Source organism: Mycobacterium sp. UM_Kg27, assembly GCF_000972905.1.
In the GTDB taxonomy this organism is placed as follows: domain Bacteria; phylum Actinomycetota; class Actinomycetes; order Mycobacteriales; family Mycobacteriaceae; genus Mycobacterium.
Window position 1 is genome coordinate 16,895 of the sequence record NZ_JRMM01000034.1, and the last position, 15,779, is coordinate 32,673.

The 15,779-nt window shown below is 66.7% G+C and carries 16 protein-coding genes; 12 read left to right on the forward strand and 4 right to left on the reverse strand.

Going from position 1 to position 15,779, the window contains the following annotated elements; all coding sequences use genetic code 11:
- The first annotated feature begins 163 nt into the window (after positions 1–163).
- From LI94_RS07945 to LI94_RS07995, 12 genes are read left to right on the forward strand one after another with little or no spacing between them, the layout of a single operon-like run.
- A complete protein-coding gene (locus tag LI94_RS07945) occupies positions 164–1,663 on the forward strand; it encodes an aldehyde dehydrogenase family protein (RefSeq protein WP_046300857.1) in 1,500 nt (499 codons plus the stop codon).
- On the forward strand, positions 1,660–2,865 hold the full coding sequence (locus LI94_RS07950) for a CoA transferase (RefSeq protein WP_046300858.1): 1,206 nt from the start codon (positions 1,660–1,662) through the stop codon (positions 2,863–2,865). Before LI94_RS07945 ends, LI94_RS07950 begins: the two co-directional genes overlap by 4 nt.
- 27 nt (positions 2,866–2,892) lie before the next feature.
- The gene (locus LI94_RS23070; protein WP_152664781.1) at positions 2,893–3,081 is read left to right on the forward strand and encodes a hypothetical protein; all 189 of its coding nucleotides are present in this window, start codon (positions 2,893–2,895) and stop codon (positions 3,079–3,081) included.
- Positions 3,081–4,382, forward strand: a complete 1,302-nt coding sequence (locus LI94_RS07955; RefSeq protein WP_082105694.1) for an MCE family protein — start codon at positions 3,081–3,083, stop codon at positions 4,380–4,382. The genes LI94_RS23070 and LI94_RS07955 overlap by 1 nt, the downstream gene beginning before the upstream one ends.
- Positions 4,379–5,407: an MCE family protein gene (locus tag LI94_RS07960; RefSeq protein ID WP_046282803.1), complete on the forward strand. Its 1,029-nt coding sequence runs from the start codon at positions 4,379–4,381 to the stop codon at positions 5,405–5,407. The genes LI94_RS07955 and LI94_RS07960 overlap by 4 nt, the downstream gene beginning before the upstream one ends.
- 46 nt (positions 5,408–5,453) lie before the next feature.
- Complete coding sequence (locus tag LI94_RS07965) at positions 5,454–6,548, forward strand: MCE family protein (protein WP_024440877.1); 1,095 nt, start codon at positions 5,454–5,456, stop codon at positions 6,546–6,548.
- A complete protein-coding gene (locus LI94_RS07970) occupies positions 6,545–7,999 on the forward strand; it encodes an MCE family protein (RefSeq protein ID WP_046282804.1) in 1,455 nt (484 codons plus the stop codon). Before LI94_RS07965 ends, LI94_RS07970 begins: the two co-directional genes overlap by 4 nt.
- Positions 7,996–9,159 carry an MCE family protein gene (locus tag LI94_RS07975; RefSeq protein ID WP_046300859.1) on the forward strand — a complete coding sequence of 388 codons (1,164 nt, stop codon included), beginning with the start codon at positions 7,996–7,998 and terminating at the stop codon, positions 9,157–9,159. The genes LI94_RS07970 and LI94_RS07975 overlap by 4 nt, the downstream gene beginning before the upstream one ends.
- On the forward strand, positions 9,160–10,701 hold the full coding sequence (locus LI94_RS07980; protein WP_046282806.1) for an MlaD family protein: 1,542 nt from the start codon (positions 9,160–9,162) through the stop codon (positions 10,699–10,701).
- Between the two features lie 17 nt (positions 10,702–10,718).
- The gene (locus LI94_RS07985) at positions 10,719–11,225 is read left to right on the forward strand and encodes a hypothetical protein (RefSeq protein ID WP_046300860.1); all 507 of its coding nucleotides are present in this window, start codon (positions 10,719–10,721) and stop codon (positions 11,223–11,225) included.
- A 15-nt stretch (positions 11,226–11,240) separates the two neighbouring features.
- The gene (locus LI94_RS07990; RefSeq protein WP_174549775.1) at positions 11,241–11,660 is read left to right on the forward strand and encodes a hypothetical protein; all 420 of its coding nucleotides are present in this window, start codon (positions 11,241–11,243) and stop codon (positions 11,658–11,660) included.
- Between the two features lie 36 nt (positions 11,661–11,696).
- Positions 11,697–12,155, forward strand: coding sequence for a hypothetical protein (locus LI94_RS07995; protein WP_024440871.1), 459 nt, complete (start codon positions 11,697–11,699; stop codon positions 12,153–12,155).
- Positions 12,156–12,179: 24 nt separating this feature from the next.
- On the opposite strand, the gene LI94_RS08000 is transcribed toward LI94_RS07995, so the two are convergent.
- The 4 genes from LI94_RS08000 to LI94_RS08015 all read right to left on the reverse strand — a co-directional run.
- Complete coding sequence (locus tag LI94_RS08000; protein WP_024440870.1) at positions 12,180–12,836, reverse strand: hypothetical protein; 657 nt, start codon at positions 12,834–12,836, stop codon at positions 12,180–12,182.
- On the reverse strand, positions 12,833–13,645 hold the full coding sequence (locus LI94_RS08005; RefSeq protein ID WP_024440869.1) for a VirB8/TrbF family protein: 813 nt from the start codon (positions 13,643–13,645) through the stop codon (positions 12,833–12,835). Before LI94_RS08005 ends, LI94_RS08000 begins: the two co-directional genes overlap by 4 nt.
- A gap of 40 nt (positions 13,646–13,685) precedes the next feature.
- Positions 13,686–14,081, reverse strand: a complete 396-nt coding sequence (locus tag LI94_RS08010; RefSeq protein ID WP_239651179.1) for a hypothetical protein — start codon at positions 14,079–14,081, stop codon at positions 13,686–13,688.
- 146 nt (positions 14,082–14,227) lie between these two features.
- A partial coding sequence (locus LI94_RS08015) for an FAD-binding protein (protein ID WP_046300862.1) occupies positions 14,228–15,779 on the reverse strand: 1,552 nt, incomplete at its 5' end.

Sequence of the window (15,779 nt, forward strand, 5' to 3'; positions counted from 1 at the left end):
GCAAGGCGCACCCGGACCCCTCTCAGCTGCGAAAATGCCGCAGCCGCATTAACTCTCGCCGTAGAAGTGCAGGTTGCAACGCCTTTCTCCGGCTCTTGAGTTCTCACATGCGAGATGTATGATTCGCCGCAGATGAGAATCTAGTTACCCATCGGGAGGCTCGATGCGTTCGCAGGACACAGCAGAGACCGCCGCCGACAGCTCCACGGGACAAGGTGTCGACCGGCGACTGCTGATCAACGGTGAGCTGGTGGAGGCGGGCGCCACGTATGCCTCGCTCAACCCGGCCACCGGCGAAGTCCTGGGCTACGCCCCCGAGGCCGGCGTCGAGGACGCGGGCGCGGCCATCGCGGCGGCCCGTCGGGCCTTCGATACCGGTGAGTGGGCCACCGACACCGCACTGCGGATCCGCTGCCTGGACCAACTGCACCGTGCGCTCGTCGAGCACCGTGACGAACTCGCCGCACTGACCATCGCCGAGGTCGGTGCTACCCCGGCGCTGACCCAGGGTGCACAGCTGGACCAGCCGATCGCGATCGTGCGCTACTACGCCGATCTGCTGAAGAACTATCCGATGACCGAAGATCTCGGCAACGTCGAGAGCCGCGGAATGCTGCATCACCGCTGGGTGGAGAAGGAAGCCGCCGGCGTCGTCGGCGCGATCATCGCCTACAACTACCCCAACCAACTGGCCCTGGCGAAGCTCGCGCCCGCGCTGGCCGCCGGCTGCACCGTGGTACTCAAGGCCGCGCCCGACACGCCGCTGATCACTCTCGCGCTCGGCGAACTGATCGCCAACCACACTGATATCCCCGCCGGGGTGGTCAATGTGCTCAGCTCGTCGGACCCGGCGGTCGGTGCCGTGTTGACCACCGATCCTGACGTGGACATGGTCACTTTCACCGGGTCCACCCCGACTGGGCGGGCGATCATGGCCGCTGCCAGCGGGACACTCAAGCGGGTCTTCTTGGAGCTGGGCGGCAAGTCCGCGGCCATCGTCCTCGATGACGCCGACTTCAACATGGCCGCGGTGTTCGCCGCGTTCTCCATGGTCACCCACGCCGGCCAGGGCTGCGCACTGACATCGAGGCTGCTGGTGCCCAACAGCCATCACGACGAGATCGTCGAGATGATCAAGACAAACTTCTCGCACGTGCGCTACGGCGACCCGACCGACCCCAAGACCTACATGGGGCCGCTGATCAGCGCTAAGCAGCGCGACAAGGTCGACGCCATGGTGCAACGCGCGGTGGCCGCCGGTGCCACGCTGGTGACCGGCGGGGAAAAGGTCGACCCCGGCTTCTTCTACACCCCAACGCTGTTGACCAACGTCGACCCGGACAGCGAGATCGCCCAGGAGGAGGTCTTCGGACCCGTCCTGACGGTGATCGGCTATGACGACGACGATGATGCGGTCCGCATCGCCAACAACTCGATCTACGGACTGTCCGGTGCCGTTTTCGGCAGCCAGGACCGGGCGCTGGCGCTGGCCCGCCGGATCCGGACCGGAACCTTCTCGATCAACGGTGGCAACTACTTCAGCCCGGACGCGCCGTTCGGGGGATACAAGCAGTCCGGCATCGGCCGGGAGATGGGTGTCGCGGGGCTGGAGGAATTCCTGGAGAGCAAGACCCTCGCCACGCCCGTCGGAGCCGCCGAATGAGGCCGCTGGAGGGCATCCGGGTGCTCGAGGTCGCGATGTACGGATTTGTCCCGTCGGCCGGTGCGGTACTGGCCGAATGGGGTGCTGAGGTCATCAAGGTCGAGCATGCGGTCACCGGCGACCCGCAGCGCGGGCTGCGTCAGACCGGCATGTTGCGGGTCGAGGGCGACCCCAACCCCAACATCGAGCACGCCAACCGCGGAAAGCGCAGCATCGGCCTGGACGTGTCGACGCCCGAGGGGCGCGAGGTGTTGCTCGAATTGGCAAAAGGCGCAGACGTTTTCCTGACCAGTTTCCTTCCCGGTCACCGCAAGAAGTTCGCTATGGACGTCGAGGACATTCGTGCGGTCAACCCGAAGATCATCTACGCGCGCGGCAGCGCGCTGGGCCCCCGCGGCACCGAATCGGAAAAAGGCGGCTACGACATGACCGCCTTCTGGTGTCGCGCCGGTACCGCCGCCACCATCACCCCGCCCGGTATCGACGGCATGATCGCACCGCCCGGGCCGGCCTACGGGGACACCATCTCCGGCACCAACCTGGCCGGCGGTATCGCGGCGGCGCTGTTCAAGCGCGAGCGCACCGGCGAGCCGTCGGTAGTGGACGTATCGCTGCTGGGCAGCGGCCTGTGGGCCATGGGCCACACCGTCGCCTTGACCAGTCATCTGGGCGAGCGCCTGATTCAACAGCCGCCCGGTGTGCATGGCTCGCCGATCAACCCGCTGGTGGGGGTGTACGCGACCGCCGACGAGCGCTACATCTCGTTTGTCATGATGCAGCCCACCAAGTTCTGGGCCGACGTGTGCCAACACATGGAACTGCATGACTACATCGACGATCCACGGTTCGCCACCGCGCAGTCCTTCGCCGAGCACACCCCGGCCGCGGTGGAGATCCTGTGCGCGGCGATGGCCAAGCGGACGCTAGCCGAGTGGAGTGAGCGCTTCGCCACCCTGGCCGGCCCGTGGGCGCCGGTCCAGGACACCTTGCAGGCCGCTGCGGACGCGCAGATCCGCGCCAACGATTACATCGTGCAGGCCGGCGAACTCGAATTGGTCGCCAACCCGGTGCAGTTCGACGTGACCGCCCCGGCGACCGGGCCGGCACCCGGATTCGCCGAACAGACCGACGAAATCCTGGCCGAGCTCGGCCTGGACTGGGACCGCATCATCGAACTCAAGACCGTCGGCGCGGTCACCTAGGCACCCCGGTAGCAGCAAGGAGTTTCGATGCCGTACATCGCTAAAGGCCACCCGCCGGGGGCCAGTGGTGTGGCACAGTGCGTAGAACTCTTCGGGCCTGCGGTGTCGGCGGTAACCATCGTGGAAGGGGCGGCAGCGATGGTGCTCAGTGGTGTCGGAGCGCTGATCCCAGCTCGCGATGACGTCCGCCTCAACGCCGCGGTGACGGAGCGGTAATGGTCCTGGGAGCGACCGCAGATCCGCCGCTGGGTGGCCACCTTAACGATCCGGACCGAGGCTCGGCCGCCGCGGGCCGGCATCGGCCCGCAGGCGTAAGGCGTCAGCAGCCGGCATACCTGCGTCCGCTGATCGGGCTGGTGACGGTGCTGACGATCGCGGCCGTGATCGGGCTGCCCATCGGCTTGTTCCGGGGCAGCTTCACCCGCACGGTGCCTGTCACGGTGCTGTCGCAGCGCGCCGGCCTGGTGATGTACCCCGACGCCAAGGTAAAGATCCGCGGCGTACAGGTCGGCAAGGTCGGCGACATCGAGGCCAAGCCGGACGGCACTGCTGTCCTACATCTGAAGATGGAACCGGGACAGCTGTCACTGATCCCGGCCAACGTCAGCGCCCGGATCGCCTCCTCGACGGTGTTCGGGGCTAAGTTCGTCGATCTGGTGCCGCCGCCGGAACCGGTCACCGCCCGCATGCACGCCGGACAGGTCCTGGCGGGCGAACACGTCACCGTCGAGATCAACACGGTGTTCCAACAGCTGGTACGGGTCTTGGACAAGATCGATCCGAAGAAACTCAACGAGACCCTGAGTGCGGTCTCGACCGCGTTCAACGGACGCGGGCAGAAGCTGGGTCAGGCGCTCACCGACTTCGACAAGCTGCTGGCAGAGATCGAACCCAGCCTGGGGGCCCTGGAACACGAGACCGCCACCATGGCACCGGTGTTCCGGTCCTACGCGGATGCGGCCCCGGACCTGACCGCCGCGCTCAACGCCACCAACACCATGAGTGACAGCATCGTGGCCGAGCAGAACAGCCTGGACACCTTCCTGCTCAGCGCAATCGGTCTGGCCGACACCGGCAACGAGGTACTGGGTGAGAATCGACAGGCCCTGACCGACTTGACACAGGTACTGGAGCCGACCGCCGCGCTGCTGGACAAGTATCACGAGGAACTCGGCTGCTCGATCGGCGGTCTGGTGCCGTTCGCCAAATCCCCGCCGTTCGATGTCCCCGGCATCATCATCACCGCCAGCTTCACCCTGGCCAAGGAACGCTACCGCTACCCCGACCATCTACCGAAGGTGGCGGCCCGCTCCGACCGGTCCTACTGCACCGAATTGGGCCTGCCCGACGTACCGCCGGAGTACCGGGTGCCCGCGTTGATCGCCGACACCGGCGCCAACCCGTACGAATACGGCAACCAGGGCATCCTGCTCAACTCCGATGGCCTCAAGCAGGCGCTGTTCGGCCCGATCGGTGGGCCGCCGCGCAACAGCGCCCAAGTGGGGATGCCGGGATGAGAAGCGGGCTGGCGACTCTGGTCAAGTTCGGCGTCTACGCCGTGGTGATGGTACTGGCGACGGTATTTCTGTTCGCGATCTTCGCCGAAGTGCGGACCGGCCCAACGGTGGGCTATCAGGCGGTGTTCGCCGACGCTTCGCGGCTCAAGGCCGGCGACAGCGTGCGGGTCGCCGGCGTGCGGGTCGGCACGGTCGGTGGCGTGTCGCTACGTCCAGACGGAACGGTTCTGGTGAAGTTCCAGGCCGACCGCAACATCCCGCTCACCACCGGCACCCAGGCCTCGGTGCGCTACCTGAACCTGGTCGGTGACCGCTACCTGGAACTGGTCGATGGGCCGGGTTCGACTCAGCTGTTGGGAAAGGGAGCGCAGATCCCGCTCGAGCGCACCGCGCCGGCGCTGGATCTGGATCTGCTGCTCAACGGCCTCAAGCCGGTGATCCGCGGACTCAATCCGCAGGACGTCAATTCGCTCACGGCCTCGTTGATTCAGATCATGCAGGGCCAGGGCGGCACCATCGACTCATTGATGTCGCGGACGTCGTCGTTCTCAAACTCCTTGGCCGACAACAACCAGGTGATCGAATCGCTGATCGACCAACTGCGTACGACGCTGGCCACCCTGTCCAACGGCGACAAACGGTTCTCCGGGGCGATCGACCGGCTGAGCAAGCTGGTCGCCGGCCTGGCGGCCGATCGCGACCCGATCGGGACCGCGGTGACCGCCCTGGACCGCGGCACCGCGTCGCTGGCCGATCTGCTCGGCAACGCCCGGGATCCTTTGACCAACACCATCACTCAGGTAGATCGGTTGACCACTGCGATCAACGCTGACCTGGCCGGCCTGGACATGTCATTGCAGAAGGCTCCGGAGAACTACCGCAAGGCCATCCGACTCGGCGCCTACGGCGGGTTTATCCAGTACTACCTCTGCGCTGTCCAGATCCGGGTCAGCGACACCCAAGGCCGCACAGCGGTGTTCCCCTGGATCAAGGCCGAGGAGGGCCGATGCAGCGACACCGACTGAGTGCCATGCCGTCCGGCTCCGCCCCGCCACGACGGGGGATCGGCCGATGCTGAAATACCATGGCAGCCACCTGACGCGAATGGGCCTGATCGGCATCGTGGTCGTCGCGTTCATCGTTGCGATCGGGCTGCAGCCCGAACAACTGATCCAGTGGGCCACCTGCGTGCGCTACCAGGCCCGGTTCGCCGAAGCCGGTGGCCTCAGCACTGGCGCCGATGTCACGTTGTCGGGGATCAAGGTGGGCTCGGTCACCGATGTCGCGTTAGACAACGGCGATGCCCTAGTGACCTTCACCCTGGCGGGCAAGTACGGGCTGGGCGGGCAGACCACCGCACACATCCGCACCGGGTCGCTGCTCGGTGAGCGGGTGCTGACGGTGGAGCCGGCCGGCAGCGGCAAGATGCGCCCGCTCGAGGTCATCCCGCTCACCCGCACGTCCTCGCCGTACTCGCTGGTCGACGTGGTCGGTGAACTGACCACGAACACCGCAGGCACCGACACCGAGTCGCTGAACCGGTCGCTGGACACCCTCTCGGACACCATCAACCAGATCGCTCCGCAGTTGGGGCCGACGTTCGACGGTCTGAGCAGGCTGTCCCGGGCGGTGAACAGCCGCAATGAGGGCCTCGCCGACCTGCTGAAGTCGGCCGCAGATCTCACCGGTGTGCTCTCCGAACGCAGCCAGCAGATCAATTCGCTGATCCTGGACGCCGACAGCCTTGTCGACGTGCTCAACACCCGACGGCAGGCCATCGTCAATCTGCTGGTCAGCACGTCGGCGGTGTCCCGGCAGCTGTCCGAACTGGTCGCCCAGAACAACGAACAGCTCAAACCGACGCTCGAGAAGATCATCGAACTGAACAAGATCTTGGTGAAGAACCGGGACAACCTCGCCAAGGCGCTGCCCGGTCTGGCGAAATACGAACTCACCCAAGGCGAGACAGTGTCCAACGGGGCTTACTACAGCGCCTACGTTCCGAACCTGTTCCTGCCGCAGCTGCTTCAGCCGTTCTTCGACTACGCCTTCGGATTCCGGCGTGGCGTCGACGCCGGGCAGCCGCCGGACAATGCCGGGCCGCGTGCCGAACTTCCGTTCCCGGTCAATGGGATCCCGCAACCAGGAGACCTGCCGCCCCGATGAGGACTCGTAAACCACTGCAGATTGCGGCAGCCGCCCTGGCGGCAGTGCTGCTGCTGGCGGGTGCGGGCATGCTCGTCCGTCAGACCGTACTGAAACCGACCGGGATCACGGCGTACTTCTCCACCGCGACCGCCATCTATCCCGGTGACGAGGTCCGGGTCGCCGGGGTGAAGGTCGGCACCATCGACCGTATCGAACCGCAGGGCACACAGGCCAAACTGACGTTGCGGGTCGACCGCAAGGTGCCGATCCCGGCCGACGCCAAAGCTGTCATCGTCGCCCCCAACCTGGTGGCGGCGCGGTTCGTCCAACTGACCCCCGCCTACCATCGCGGCGACGGGCCGACCCTTGCCGACGGCGCGGTGATCCCGCGCGAGCACACCGCTGTCCCGGTCGAGTGGGATGAGGTCAAGACCCAGTTGAACCGGCTTGCCGCCGAATTGGGGCCGCGTAGCGGAGTTTCGGGAACGTCGGCGTCGCGCTTCATCGACAGCGCGGCCAATGCGATGGACGGTAACGGCGCCAAACTGCGCGAGACGTTGGCGCAACTGTCCGGCGTGGCCCGGATCTTCGCCGAGGGCAGCGGCAACATCGTCGACATCATTTCGGGTCTGCAGACCTTCGTGACCGCGCTACGCGACAGCGATCAGCAGATCGTGGTGTTCGAATCCCGGCTCGCCACCTTGACGAGCGTAGTCAACGACAGCCGATCCAACCTGGATGCAGCTCTCACCGACTTCGCCGGCGCGATCGACACGGTGCGGGATTTCGTGGCGGGCAGCCGCGCCGAAACCGCCGAGGCCTTGCAGGGCGTGGCCAAGGTCAGTCAGACGCTGGTCGATTCGAAGAATGCGATCCGCAACATTCTGCACATCACCCCGAACGCGATCGCCAACACGCTCAACATGTACAACGTGACCAGCGGGACCCCGGTGGGTTCGTTCGCGTTCGCCAACTTCAGTAACCCGGTCCAGGCGATCTGCACGATGACCGGCGCGATCGGCAACGTGACGTCGACGGAGACCGGAAAGCTGTGCGAGCAGTACCTTGGGCCGGCTATGCGGCTGCTGAACTTCAACGGCCTCCCGTTTCCGATGTCGCCGTACCTGACCAAGGCGGCCAGCCCGGAGAAGTTGATCTACACCGATCCGGCGTTGATGCCGCACGCAGAGCACCCCGGGAACCTGCCGGAACAGGAGCCGTCGATCTCGGCCTACACCGGGTTGCACGGCGATGTTCCCCCGCCGCCGGGCTGGACCGATCCGTTGCAGCCCCGCGGTTCCTACGCGCCGGACGGATTGCCCGCCGCAGCGACACCGCCGCTGATCCCCGGAGTGCCGCTGCCCAGCCCGACCACCTTCGACGGGATGTTGCTGCCGGGCGGCCCGCCGCCGGGGCCGCCGCCCGGCCTGCCAGGTCCGTTACCGGCGGAAGGGACACCCTCGCCATGATCGGTCTCCGTTCCCTGCGGCGCAGTGCGGCGCTTGCCCTCGCGGTCGCCGGTACCACGACCGGCTGTGCCTTCGGCGGTTTGAACTCGCTGGCGCTGCCGGGTGTTGAGGGCCGCGGAGCCGGGGCGCAGCATTTCACGGTCCAGCTGGCCAATGTCGGGACACTGGAATCTAATTCGCCGGTGATGCTTTCCGACGTGGTGATCGGCAGCGTCGGCAAGATGACCGTCAGCGACTGGCACGCCAATGTCGACATCGCGGTCAACCCCGGCGTCGAAGTCCCGGCGAATGCGGTCGCGACCGTCGGGCAGACCAGCCTGCTCGGTTCGATGCACCTGGCGCTCAATCCGCCGATCGGACAGGCGCCGACGGGCAGGCTGATGTCCGGGGCCACCATCCCGCTAAGCGACTCGTCGACCTATCCGTCGACCGAGCAGACGCTGTCGTCGCTGGCTGTGCTGGTCAACGGCGGCGGACTTGGTCAGATCGGTGACATCATCCATAACTTCAGTGCGTCCATGGCCGGCCGTGAGGCCGACATCCGCGATCTGATCGTGCGGCTGGACCACTTCACCGGCGCGTTGGACCGGCAGCGGGACAACATCGTCGACGCCATCGGCGAGATGAATCGGGCGGCCACGACTTTCGCCGGGCAGCGCGACACCATCAACCGTGCGCTGAACAAGATCCCGCCGGCCATCGACGTCTTGATAAGGGAGCGACCAAAATTCGTCACCGCGTTGACCAAGCTGGGGCAGTTCGGTGACCTGTCGTCGGGTCTGGTCAACGACTCCGGGCACCAACTGGTCTCCGATCTCATCCACATCGAGCCGGCCTTGCGTTCGCTGGCCAACATCGGCCCGGAGCTCAACTCGGCAGTGGCCTACGCCTCGGCCTTCCCCTACGGCCCCAACGCGATCGAGCGTGCCGTGCGGGGCGACTTCTTGAACCTGTTCGCCGTTTTCGACCTCACCAAGCCCCGACTCAAGCGGGCGCTGTTCGCCGGCACGCAGTGGGGTGACGAGGACGCGAAACTGGTTCCGGCGCCCGGTGACCCGTGGTATCTGAACTATTCCTACGATCCGCTGCAAGAGCCGATCCTGCAGTCATCGGGCCAGGCCGTGCCGCCGGGAGCGGTTGCCTCGGGAGGCGGTGGCTAGATGCTGACACGCTTTGTTCGGATCCAGCTGATCCTGTTCCTGGTGGCATCGGTGATCGGTGTGGGAGCCATGTTGTTCGGCTACATGCAGGTGCCGACCATGCTCGGGATCGGCCGGGTGGTGGTCAAGCTGGACCTGCCCGAGACCGGGGGGCTCTACCGGTTCTCCAATGTCACCTACAACGGGGTGCAGGTCGGCACGGTCACCGATGTCTCGTTGACGTCCAATGGCGTGCGGGCCACGCTGTCGCTGAATCGGTCCCCGAAGATCCCGGCCGATCTGGTGGCCGCGGTGCGCAGCGTGTCGGCGATCGGCGAGCAGTACGTCGATCTGCAACCGCGCAGCGACAACGGCCCGTACCTGCACACCGGCTCGGTGATCGCAGCCGCTGACACGCAAGTCCCGCAACAGGTCGGCCCGATGCTCGATCAGGTCAGTGCACTGGTCGACAGCATCCCCAAGGACAAGCTCAGCGGCCTGCTCGACGAGACGTTCCAGGCCTTCGACGGCGCCGGCTACGACTTTCAGTCACTGCTGGACTCGGCCACCACCATCAGCGGTGACGCCAACCGGGTCTCGGATAAGGTGCGCAAACTGATCGATGACGGTGCGCCACTGCTGGACTCCCAGGAACGAAGCACCGATGCGATCCGGACCTGGGCGCGCAGCGTTGCCGGGATCTCCGAACAGGTCGCCGCCAACGATCCCCAGTTACGGGCCATCCTGCAACGCGGACCCGGATTCGCCGACGAAGTCTCCGGCCTGATGCAGGATCTCAAACCCACGCTGCCGATTCTGCTGGCGAACCTGAACACCCTCGGCCAGGTGCTGATGGTTTACAACCCGTCGCTGGAGCAGTTGATGGTGCTGTTGCCCGGATACATTGCGGCCCAGCAGTCGTTCGGTCTGCCCAAGAACAACCCGACTGGTCTGCCCCAGGGCGACTTCACTCTCACGTTCGGTGACCCCAACCCCTGTACGGTGGGGTTCTTGCCGCCGTCGTCGTGGCGTTCCCCGGCCGATACCACCACAATCGACACTCCCGACGGTCTGTACTGCAAACTGCCGCAGGACTCACCGGTGTCGGTCCGCGGTGCCCGCAACTTCCCGTGTATCGAGCATCCGGGCAAGCGTGCGCCCACTGTCGAACTCTGCGACGACCCGAAGGGCTTCGTCCCGATCGCGATGCGCCAGCACCTCACCGGCCCCGGGCCGTTCGACCCGAACCTGCTCAAGCAGGGCGTCCCGGTCGATGACCGGGTCGACTTCAGCGACCGGCTCTTCGCTCCCGTCGGAGGCACTCCGCTGCCGCCGTGGGCCACTCCGTCGGGGACGCCGCCTGATTCGCCTCGGCCGGTGGTGCCCGCGCCGCCGCCGCTGGCAGGGAACTCCGGGATCGGTGAGCAGACGCCGTCGGTCGCGGTGGTGCCCTACGACCCGAACACCGGCAAGTACATGACCCCCGACGGGCGCTACGAGCAGCAGACGAATTTGGTGCCGGGTGCGGGGCCCAAGTCGTGGACCGACCTGATGCCATTCTGAGCGCCGAGGGAGGACGAATGCGCGTACGTGAATTGATCGTCGCCACAGCGGCGTTCGGACTTGTGGTCGGGGCGACCCCGGCGCCGCCGGCGCACGCGGGCCTGGGCTTTGAGCTCAACGGCCCCTACCGGGTCACCTCGAACGGGGACTGGGCCAAGACCAACGAGGTCTTTATGACCGAGGTCACCGTTACGTCGGTGTGGACGTTCAGCTCCAGCTGCGAGAACGCGCACGTCTGCACCGGCCAGGTGAGCAGCGACCAGGGCTGGACCGCACCGCTGGAGTTCCGTACCTCGCGCTGGATCGTCGACCGCTTCCACGAGAACTGGCAGACCTGCCCGGACGGCACCACCTCGTCGGGTCGCCAGCGCTACCAGTTCCAAGGCAGTGATACCAACGGTCAATACGAGAAACGCAATATCGACCGGCTCGTCGGTTACGACCGGACGATCGGAGTCTCGGGCGCGTGTGGCCGTAACCAGCCCACGGTGATCCTCATGCCGTTGACCGTCGAGCGACTCTAGGTGCTGGGGGAGACCATGCAGACCACTCGCGTGATGAAAGTGCTTGTCGCGGCGGTACTTGCCGCCGGGACGGTCGCCGAGGTGACGCCCGCGGCGCCGGCGGTCGCAGATCCGTACGTGCCGATGTGCGATGTCCCGGCATGTACACCCGGAATCATGCCGAACGTCGTGCTGGGTGCGCCGTGCTCAAATACCACCTACTTCGTTTTCGGATCCGCGGTCGCCGGGCCCTCGACCCTGCCTGGTCGACTGGTGTACTGCGCGTCCCCGCGCCGCTACGAGCCCCGCTGGTTCCGTTCCCCGGAGATGCACGGCATCAAAGAGGAGAACAGCAAGTGCGACGAGTATTCGGGTGAGGTGGCGCAGGCACCCGATGGGCTCTTCTTGACCTGTGTCGCCGACGGTGAGTCGTTGTGGCGTCGTGGTGATCTGTAGCGGAACAACGCTTCTGGTATGCCGAGGAGTTCACCCATGATCCGAACCACTGCCGGGGCAGCGCTCGGTGCGTTGACCATCGCCATAGCCGTGGCGCCGGCCGCCGCAGCCGATATGCGCTACGGCAACTACGAAGTCCTGACCAATCGGTGGACCGACGCCACGTGGGTCTGGGCGGCCTACCCCTGCGAGACGATGGGCAAGTTCGACGACCTGCCGGCGGGCTGTGTAACGGTGAGTGCGATCGACCGGCCGCATTTCTTCGGCCGCGGATACTACGGCGGGACCGCCAGACTGGTGAACGGTCAGTACTCGTTCACCTCTGATTACCCGAACGGTCTGACTTGCCCGTTCGGACCTTCAATGCCGACGCGCGACACCTACACCTGGGACGCGAACACGCTGGCCGGCGTCGTCGAATCACATTTCGACGTGGGCTGTATGAATGGTCCGGGCGGCGTCAACACCTGGACGTTCGCCCTGGTGCGCATGTAGCTCGCGGCTGTCTGCAGAGAATGGTCAGACCGGGTCGAACGAGGAGATCAGCCACCGGCCGTCGTGCTTCTCCAAGCCGACCTTGACGCTGCTCATCGAGAACGAGCCGTCCGGATTCGTCTTGCTGATCGTGGTCTGGTTGAGGTAGATCAGCACCTCCGCGGACCTGGGGTGCAGGGATACCAGCCCCTTGCGCACCACCGCGGCCACTGTCTGTACTTCCTTCTCCTTGACCGCCGGGGTAACGACCTTCTGGGTGAAATCGGTGTAGCGCGCGAGGAAGTCGCCGGTGAGGTGGCTCTCGGCGGTGGCGAAGTCCTGCTCCATCGTCTTGGGTGCATACGTCAACACGGCGACCGCGCCGTCGGCGGCGGCAGCCATCACGGCCTGCTCGGCCGCGGGTCCGAGTTGCTGATCGGCCCGAAGCACTCCGAAGTACAGCCAGGCAGTCAGCCCCGCCGACGCCACCAGCAGCCCGGCCAGGGCGGCGGCGACCCAGCGCGCCGTGGAGACGGTCGGGCCGGCTTGCGGCTGCTCGGCCGGTGGCTCTTCCCCCAGCTGCTGGTCAGGTTCCAGGGCGTCATCTTTGAGGGCGCCGTCGGCCTCGGTGGGCACGGCCTCGTCGTCGGACTCGGACTCGGTCGCCTCGGGTGTCACGTCGGTCTCGTCGGGTTCGCTCATGCCGCGAAGTCCACCTTCGACATCTTGATCCGATCGCCTTCGTGGGCCAGGTGTACGGTGAGGCGCCAAGCGCGGGGTTCCTCTTTGGCTCCAGCGATATTGGTGACCTTGGTGTTGGCCGCGACCAGCACCACCGCGTCGTTGTCCGACATCGATTCCACCCCCGCGACCGCCGTGTCGACCGTGGTGACGGTTTTCGACTTGCGGGCCACCTGGGCGAAGTCGCCGGCGTGGGCTTCGAAGTCCTTCTTGAACTCGCCGGTCGAGTTGTCGAGGATCGCCTTGACGTTGTCATCGACGGTTTCGTAATTCAACGACATCAGCGTCACCACGCCCTGACGAGCGGCCGCGGCGTATTCGGCGGATTGGCGCTGGCGCAGCGCCACACTGTTGTGGTGGGCCAGCATCACCACGTCCGCCGCGATAAGTCCACCGATGGTGAGCACGGCCAGCGTCGCCGCTGCCCAGGGCAGCACTTTGCGGATTCCGGTGATCGTGCTGGACTTCTCAGCCGGCTGTTCGGCGGAACCCTCCTCAACCCCTTCGCCAACTCCCGGGGCCGGCTCGGCCGCTTCGGAAGTCTCGATCACCTGAGCGGTTTCCAGCTCGACCGCCGCAGTGGATTCCGGCTCGGGCTCCTGCTGGGCCTTGAGCAGCTCCGCTCGGGCGCGGGCCAGCTCCGCCGCCGCCTCGGCGGCCTTCGCCTCGGCCTCCGCCAGCGTCAGGGCGTCTTTCGAAGCGCGCTTGGCGGCGTGCTTCCCGGCATGTTTTCTGGGCCCCCCCGGCTTCGCCGGATCACGCGACGGCATACGCCTCTCCTGTCCGTTGTCCACCCAGCACCAGGGTCCCTCACCAAGTGCGGAGCGAGCAGAGCGCCCCCTTGGTACCGGCGTCGGTGGCGACCACGACGTCGTCAACGCGCAGTTCGCAGACGAACCCGGGCGTGGGCAGCTCCGGATGCATTCCGGGCAGCGACACCACCACCATGGCCCAATCTTGCGGATCGGCCAGGTTGGTCTCGAAGATCCAGGGCTGGTTGGGGCCGATCGTGACGTCTGCACGGGGACTGTACTGGTACGGGTTGTGGCTGTACTCGCCGAAATTGGGCGGCTGAACCTCGCGGTAGTAGACGTACGCTTGCGCGGTCTGAGTCGCACTGACCGAGTAGCGGACCCGGTGCGGCGTCGGATCGTCGGCGCCCGCCGGGATGGCGGCGGCCAGCGCTGCGGCGCACGCTGTCCCCACGACCAGGGACGATGCGCTGACCTGCCTGCCTGTCACGGGGTCCTCCACTGCTGCACCGGCCGGAGCGGCCGCGTGGGCAAAGACTCAAATTCTTGGTAGCGAAGAATAACATTTCCGCTGTGCCGACCGCGAGACCAATCGGCCGGCTACGCCTCCGCGTCGGTGGTGGCAGCTGCGCGCCCCGCGCGGAAGCCGAACACCATGGCCGGTCCGATGGTGCCGCCCGCGCCACCGTAGGCCCGGCCCGTCACGCCCGCCATCGCGTTGCCCGCGGCGAACAGCCCGGGGATGGGCCGGCCGGTGACGTGCAGGACCCGGCCATCGGAGTCGGTGCGGGGTCCGCCCTTGGTGCCCATCGCGCCGACGGACAGCGGTACGGCGTAGAAGGGTGCGGTGTCGATAGGTCCCAGGGTGCGCCCGGCAACCGTGCTCGCTTGGTCGTCGCCCCAATAGCCGTCGTAGGCGCTGGATCCGCGCCCGAATTCGGGATCCGACCCCGCCGTGACGTCGCGGTTCCAGGCGGCCACCGTGCGCGCCAGGCCCTCGGCGTCGATTCCGGTCTTGGCGGCCAGGCCGGCCAGGTCGGGTGATTCGGAGAACCACTCCGGTGCGGTGTCGTCGGGTGCGACGCCGAGAAAGCCGTACCGGCGCAGGTGTCCGGCGTCGAACACGATCCACGCCGGATCATTGACGTATCCGGCGCGCGGTTCCAGGTAGTGGAACGCGCCAGCCATCGAGTTGTAATCGCAGGCCTCGTTCACGAACCGCCGCCCTGCCCGGTTGACGATGATGCTGCGCGGGCGAGTCCGCTCGAGCCGTACGCTGCGGCTGCGCTGCTCCCCGTCGATGGTGTCACCGGGGATCCGGACGATCGGGACCCACCACGCCTCGCCCATGTTGGCCAGGTCTGCGCCCTGCGCCATCGCCATGCGCAGCGCGTCACCGGTGTTGTTCGGCGGTGACACCGCACCGCGCATCGGCCCGCGCAGAAAGGCCTCCACCAGGGAGACGTCCCATTCGAAACCGCCGTTGGCCAGGATCACGCCCCGTCGGGCGCGCACCCGCCGCGACGAGCCGTCGCCATCGACCCGCACACCCGCGATGCCCTCGGCGTCGGCGAGGAGCTCGACGCCGCGGCACCCGGTCTGCGGCGCGACCCCGGCGTCGAGCACACCGCGCAGCAACCCGGCGATCAGCGCGGTACCGGCCACGCAGATATCGCCGGCGTCTGTTGTTTCGATGTCGGCGTGCAGCCGGGCGCGGGTCTCGGCGTCGAACCCGACATTGCTGTAGTCGGCGGGGAACGCGGTGATCCGGTCCTGCCAAGAGCCCACTCGGGAGACGTCATAGGGCAGCGGGCTCAGCGAGCGGCCGCCCGACGGGCGCCCGCCGGGCAGCTCCGGCTTGTAGTCCGGGAAGCCGGTGGCGACCTCGAAGCGGACATCGCTGTGGGCTTCGACGAAGTCGACCATCTCCTGGCCGGTCTGTACGAACGTCGAGACCAGCGCGTCGTCCATCGCGCCGAAGGACTGGGCGCGCAGGTAATCCATCGCGGCCTCGACGCTGAGCCCGGGGGCCCGATTGTGTGCCGGAATCCAGGCGATGCCACCCGAGACCGCGGTGGTGCCGCCCACCGTGTCCGACTTCTCGTAGAGGGCCACCGATGCGCCATGTACTGCTGCGGCGAGCGCGGCGGTG

What these genes read in the sequence shown, in the direction of transcription:
- LI94_RS07975 (WP_046300859.1), top strand. Translation starts at nt 7,996, where the DNA reads ATGATCGGTCTCCGTTCCCTGCGGCGCAGTGCGGCGCTTGCCCTCGCG.
- LI94_RS07965 (WP_024440877.1), top strand. Translation starts at nt 5,454, where the DNA reads ATGCTGAAATACCATGGCAGCCACCTGACGCGAATGGGCCTGATCGGC.
- LI94_RS07945 (WP_046300857.1), top strand. Translation starts at nt 164, where the DNA reads ATGCGTTCGCAGGACACAGCAGAGACCGCCGCCGACAGCTCCACGGGA.
- LI94_RS07950 (WP_046300858.1), top strand. Translation starts at nt 1,660, where the DNA reads ATGAGGCCGCTGGAGGGCATCCGGGTGCTCGAGGTCGCGATGTACGGA.
- LI94_RS08005 (WP_024440869.1), bottom strand. Translation starts at nt 13,645, where the DNA reads ATGCCGTCGCGTGATCCGGCGAAGCCGGGGGGGCCCAGAAAACATGCC.
- LI94_RS07985 (WP_046300860.1), top strand. Translation starts at nt 10,719, where the DNA reads ATGCGCGTACGTGAATTGATCGTCGCCACAGCGGCGTTCGGACTTGTG.
- LI94_RS07995 (WP_024440871.1), top strand. Translation starts at nt 11,697, where the DNA reads ATGATCCGAACCACTGCCGGGGCAGCGCTCGGTGCGTTGACCATCGCC.
- LI94_RS08000 (WP_024440870.1), bottom strand. Translation starts at nt 12,836, where the DNA reads ATGAGCGAACCCGACGAGACCGACGTGACACCCGAGGCGACCGAGTCC.
- LI94_RS07970 (WP_046282804.1), top strand. Translation starts at nt 6,545, where the DNA reads ATGAGGACTCGTAAACCACTGCAGATTGCGGCAGCCGCCCTGGCGGCA.
- LI94_RS07960 (WP_046282803.1), top strand. Translation starts at nt 4,379, where the DNA reads ATGAGAAGCGGGCTGGCGACTCTGGTCAAGTTCGGCGTCTACGCCGTG.
- LI94_RS07955 (WP_082105694.1), top strand. Translation starts at nt 3,081, where the DNA reads ATGGTCCTGGGAGCGACCGCAGATCCGCCGCTGGGTGGCCACCTTAAC.
- LI94_RS07990 (WP_174549775.1), top strand. Translation starts at nt 11,241, where the DNA reads ATGCAGACCACTCGCGTGATGAAAGTGCTTGTCGCGGCGGTACTTGCC.
- LI94_RS23070 (WP_152664781.1), top strand. Translation starts at nt 2,893, where the DNA reads ATGCCGTACATCGCTAAAGGCCACCCGCCGGGGGCCAGTGGTGTGGCA.
- LI94_RS07980 (WP_046282806.1), top strand. Translation starts at nt 9,160, where the DNA reads ATGCTGACACGCTTTGTTCGGATCCAGCTGATCCTGTTCCTGGTGGCA.